This is a genomic window from Synergistota bacterium, from assembly GCA_021159885.1.
Taxonomy (GTDB): Bacteria; Synergistota; GBS-1; order GBS-1; family GBS-1; genus AUK310.
In genome coordinates this window covers 1-5451 of record JAGHDO010000080.1, presented here as the reverse complement: position 1 = coordinate 5451, position 5451 = coordinate 1, and the positions used below count along the sequence as shown (strand labels likewise).

Annotated in this window: 5 protein-coding genes; all 5 read left to right on the top strand. The window is 43.4% G+C overall.

Annotated features, from left to right (window positions below):
* The coding region (gene csm3 / locus J7M13_08125) for a type III-A CRISPR-associated RAMP protein Csm3 (protein MCD6363941.1) at positions 1-597 on the top strand (597 nt) is incomplete at its 5' end.
* Positions 594-1601, top strand: coding sequence for a type III-A CRISPR-associated RAMP protein Csm4 (gene csm4 / locus J7M13_08120; protein MCD6363940.1), 1008 nt, complete (start codon positions 594-596; stop codon positions 1599-1601). The genes csm3 and csm4, both read left to right, overlap by 4 nt.
* On the top strand, positions 1598-2749 hold the full coding sequence (gene csm5 / locus J7M13_08115; protein ID MCD6363939.1) for a type III-A CRISPR-associated RAMP protein Csm5: 1152 nt from the start codon (positions 1598-1600) through the stop codon (positions 2747-2749). Before csm4 ends, csm5 begins: the two co-directional genes overlap by 4 nt.
* Positions 2750-2874: 125 nt before the next feature.
* Positions 2875-4695, top strand: coding sequence for an ABC transporter substrate-binding protein (locus J7M13_08110; GenBank protein MCD6363938.1), 1821 nt, complete (start codon positions 2875-2877; stop codon positions 4693-4695).
* A gap of 80 nt (positions 4696-4775) precedes the next feature.
* Positions 4776-5451 (top strand): ABC transporter permease (locus tag J7M13_08105; protein MCD6363937.1); only part of this gene is annotated, 676 nt, incomplete at its 3' end.

Genomic DNA, 5451 nt, shown 5'->3' with positions numbered 1-5451 from the left:
TATAACCAACTTATCGCTTCTGGAGAAAGGCCCGAATTCAAGGGTGGCCCATGTTGCTGTGGAGAATGCGAGATTTGCAAGCTTTTTGGTGTACCTGCGAATGAAAATAAACTTCCGTTTAATCCAACAAGATTAGCCGTAAGGGATGCTTTTCTTGACAAGGATTACTGGAATGGGTATTTCAAGGAAGCTGATATCCTTGGAGGGGCTTACACTGAGGTGAAATACGAAAACTCTATCGATAGGCTTACCTCTGCCGCGAATCCGCGTCAGGTAGAGAGGGTTCCTGCTGGGGCTCGGTTTGATTTCGAGATGAGCTTGAAGCTACTGGATGAGAGTGATGTTGACCTCCTGAAAACGCTCTTTGAAGGTATGAGACTTCTTGAGGATGACTATCTTGGAGGACATGGTTCGAGAGGCTATGGCGCAGTTAAATTTGAAAATATAAGTATAAGGTTTAGAGGACGTGATTACTATGAGGGGAAGGGAGAAGAGGAGGAAGTCGATAAAGCAGAGGATCTTTCAGAAGCGGATATTGAAAATATTATTGACACGGTTAAGGGCGAGCTAAAGAAGGAAAAAGAGGGGACAAAATGATCATATTCAAACTTTTACCGGGCGAAAGAACGGTTCTAAGCTGGAAAGATCTCTCCTTTGATTCGGCTTCCCTTTTCGGTGCTATTTCTAATGCGATTTTTGAACTTTACGGTGAGAAAGAGCTAAATGCTTTCTTTGATACTTTTAAAGCGGGGGAGATATCTATTTCATCGATCTTCCCCATGATCTTACACAAAGGCGTGGAAATTTTCTTCTTTCCCAGGCCCATCTTGGCTTTTAAGCGGAAAGAGGGGAAGAGAGAGAGCGGTGAGGGAATCGATAGAAAAAAGGTTAAAAGGGTAAAATGGCTTTCGCTTAAGGTTTTTGAGAAATTTCTTTCCACGATAGAGCGTGATGAAGACGGGAAATATCATCATTCCTGTGAGCTTGGGAAATATAAGATCTTCTGGGGCGAGAAGTTCTGTTCTTTCGAAGACGAGCTTCCGAAAGAAGTCTTGGAGGGACCACCGCGCTTTAATGTGATGGAGGTTCCTCATGTTTCGATAGACAGATTAACATATTCCTCGAATCTGTTATTTTTTATCGAGGGAATTTTCGTTCGCTCACCGCTTGCTTTCTTTTTCCTTTGCGAGTGTTCTTCCACCGAGTGGAAAAGAAAACTGGAAAGCTCTATTCGCTTTCTCGCAGATGAGGGATTTGGGGGAGGAAGAAACGAACGCAAAGGGATCTTCGCTCATGTGGAAATTGAGGAAAAGGAGATCTTTAAAGAGGTGGAAAATCCCCTCGGCTATGTTGGGCTTTCTCTGGTTTATCCGGATCGAAAGGAGCTTGATAAACTTGTTTCCTTCTTGCTTGTTAAGAAGGATGGCTTTGTTTATGCGGGAGGAGGAAGAAGCCTTAAAAAGTCGCGCTTGATGATGCTTTCGGAGGGTTGCTTTTATAGCGGAAAGGTCAAAGGGCTTCTTCTGGAGGAGGAAGGGAAAAGCTTCGGAGTTTTCAGGAATGGAATGGCTTTCCTGATTCCGGCAGGTGGTAGGAAATGAGGATAAAGCTTAAGACTATAACGCCCATTTTTATAGGTGCTGGACCGGAAGAGTATTTAAGTCCCCTTATGGATTATGTTAGGATAAAGAATCAGTTTGGATTAGTGAATAGAGAAGTTCTTTTGAGGATGCTGGAAGAGTTAGGTATTATTAATGACTATGTTATCAAGATTAAGCGATCAAGTGATAGCTTCAGTTTAACAGAGTTTTTGGCCGAGCATGGCATTTCTCAGGAAGATTTCAGTAAGCTTTTTTCTAAAAAGAATTTTCTTAGGCTTAAGGGGATAGAGCGGAATAAGAATTCAGCTCCCCAAATTTCCTCTTTTATCTCCTCAGCTGGTCGGAAATATATCCCCGGAAGCAGTATTAAGGGGAGCATAAGAACCGCTCTCGCGTATGCGTTTCTTGAAAGGATCAATCAAAGCTTTTCTGATATTGAGAGAAAGCTTGGGAATAAGGCCAAATTTGCTTTCCAGAATTCCAGTTTGCAATTTAAGGTATTCTCTTCCAAGTTTTCAAAGAGCTCTAAGTATGATGCTAAAGACGACTTTTTAAAGGTTCTCAGGGTAAGAGATAGTGATTCTATTCCTCGTTCTGATTTTGTTGTCGTTCCCTGCTACTCCTATAACATTGGTCAAGGCGAAAGGAGAGTGCCAGTTTATCTTGAGTGTTTTGATGAAGGGAAAGAAGTGGAAATAGAGATAAACCTATTTAAAGGGAACAGCCCTATATACGAAAGAGCTTCTAATTTCTGGAGCTTTTTGAGATATGAGGAAGAAAGAGCTATAAAGACCATTTTCGGATTTCTGAACGAGTTTGCACGGGATTTTATAAATCATGAGATAGAGCGCCTCAGAGGTGGGGAGGTTAGGGGAATATTAAATTTCTATAACGATCTTAGGAAAAAGCTCGATAGTCTGTCTGAAGGAGAGGCTTTGATGCTTATAGGTAGGGGAACCACCTTTTTCGGGAAAACGATTGATATGCTCTGGGGCGATGACATAGAGAAGCTGCGAGGTAGATTTAGAGAACGGAGCCTTGGGATTATTAATGGTGAAAAATCTAACCCTTTTCCCATTACTCGTCTTCTCTGGAATGACGGAGGTCACTGGAAGCCCATAGGCTGGGCAAAGTTGGAAGCTTTCTGAATGAAAAGGTTCAAATATATCTGTGAAAGATATAGTTTTCCCATCAATAAGATGCTATAATTTTTTTAAACAAAGCTGCTTTAACTTCAAGGAGGTGTTATTTTGTGAGGTTGAGGTATGTTTTTATCGCGGTGCTTATTGGGGCTCTGGCTCTTTCGCTGAGCGCATTCGCTGCTGTTAAGCACCCAGATACCATCATCGAGGTTACAGTCGGAGATGTTAATACGCTCGATCCTCATTTCGCCTATGATACCGCCAGCAACGAGGTTATCTATAACGTTTATGAAAACCTTATTGCTTATAAGGGAAAAAGTGTTAAGGAGTTTGTGCCTCTTCTTGCTACTAAAGTTCCCTCGGTCGAAAACGGTCTCATAAAAGATGGAGGAAAAACCTATATTTTCCCGATCAGGAAGGGAGTAAAGTTCCATAACGGTTATGAGCTTACGCCTGAGGATGTTGCTTACTCTATTAAAAGATGCATGATTCTTGACAGAGCTGGGGGACCCAGCTGGATGCTTCTTGATCCCTTGCTTGGATACGAGAGCCTTGAGGATCTCGTGAAGGCCAAGACTGGTGTTAAAAAGTGGGATGATCTCTTTACCAAGGATGGCAAGCTTAAGCCGCAGTATAAGAAAGCGATGATGGAGATCTATAATATGATCGATAAGGCTGTTGAGGTTAAGGGAGACAATGTTATTTTCCACCTCGTTAAGCCTTTCCCACCATTCTTGAGCATATTAGCTCAGGGCGCGAGTTGGTCTGCGATCCTCAGCAAGAAATGGTGTGCTGAACAGGGATGTTGGCCCGGAACGCCGGATGAGTGGTGGAAGTATCATGATCCTCAGAAAGAGGATGATCCTATCTACTCTAAGATGAACGGCACGGGTCCGTTTAAGCTCGTTGAATGGGTGAAGGGCCAGTATATCAAGCTTGAGAGGAATGATAACTATTGGAGAAAGCCCGCAAAGATAAAGTATGTAATCATTAAGAAGGTGGACGAGTGGGCTACAAGGAGGATGCTCCTTGAAAGAGGAGACGCCGATATGATTTACGTTCCGAGACAATACCTTCCCCAGGTTGAAAAAATGAAGGGTGTAAGAATCGTAAGAAGATTGCCCACGCTAACCATGCAGGCTGCTTTCTTTAACTTCAACATAAGGGTTGAGGGGAATCCCAATGTTGGCAGTGGTAAGCTTGACGGAAACGGTATTCCCTCCGATTTCTTCAGCGATATTCATGTAAGAAGAGGATTCTGTTATCTCTTTGACTGGAAAACTTATATAAGGGATGTTTGGGGAGGAGATGCTCTCCATCCGACGGGGGTTATCCCGAAGGGGTTACTTGGATATAATCCGAATGGGCCAAGGTACCATTTCGATCTTAAGAAGGCTAAGGAGGAGTTTATGAAGGCTTGGCACGGCGAGGTCTGGAAGAAAGGATTTAAATTCACGATACTCTATAACGCGGGCAACGAGCAGAGAAAGGTTGCGGCTGAGATGATAGCGAGAAACGCTCGTAGATTGAATCCGAAGTTTAGAATAGAGGTCAGAGGGGTACAATGGTCTACCTACCTCTCTAATCTAACAGAAGGAAACCTGACTATATTCCTTATAGGATGGCTTGCTGACTTTCCCGATCCTCATAACTTCGTCCAGCCCTTCTTGGGAAGCAGAGGAGCGTTTATGGGATATCAGGGTAAGAATGCGGTTGAACTCGCTGAGAAGGAGTTCGATCCTCTTATGAAGAAAGCCATGCAGACTACCGATCCTAAAGAGAGGGAAAAGCTTTACTTTGAGCTTCAGAAGAAGGAGTATGAGTATGCTCCGCATATCTTGCTCTATCAGGCTATGGGAACTCATGTTGAGAGAACATGGGTAAAGGGCTGGTATTACAATCCGATGAGACCTGGTCAGGACTTCTACAGCCTCTGGAAGTCGGACAAGTAGGTTCTTCTGATGATTGGAAGGGGGAGGACAGCATGCTGTCCTCCCCTTTAATAATTTTAAGCTTGAGGGGTAGATGAGCTATGATCGCTTATATAGTAAGGAGGTTAATTCTTTTACCGTTTATACTGCTGGGTGTGACTCTTCTTATATTTTTCATGATGCAGCTTCTTGACCCGGTGGAAAGACTTGCAACTTATATTAAGAGCCCTGAAGAGCTCAAAAATGCCACTCCTGAGAATCTTCAGAGACTCCTTCATAAGTATGGTTTGGATAGGCCCGCTTGGGTTCAGTACCTGAGCTGGTTGAAGAAGCTCCTTCATTTTGACCTCGGTTGGTCCGAGGTAGCGCATCAGCCTGTCGGGGATGCCATATTAAGTAGGTTCCCTGCCACCCTTGAGCTTGCGATATTTGCTGTTATTCCGGTGGTGTGGGTCGGAATATGGCTTGGAATAATATCCGCAGTTCATCGAGATAAATTTCTTGATCAGATAATAAGAGTGTTTGCAGTGGTGGGCTGGTCTCTTCCCACGTTCGTTTTTGGTATTTTAATTCTCTTTGTTTTTTATGGCATTTTAGGTTGGTTTCCCCCGGGGAGACTATCAATCTGGGCTCAAAATGTGGTTAGCTCCTCTCACTTTAAGGTTTATACGGGATTATATGTTCTCGATGGGATATTGAATGGGCGCTTTGATGTGGCTTTAGATGCGTTAAGGCATCTTGTAGCTCCCATTATAACCCTTTCCTATCTCTGGTGGG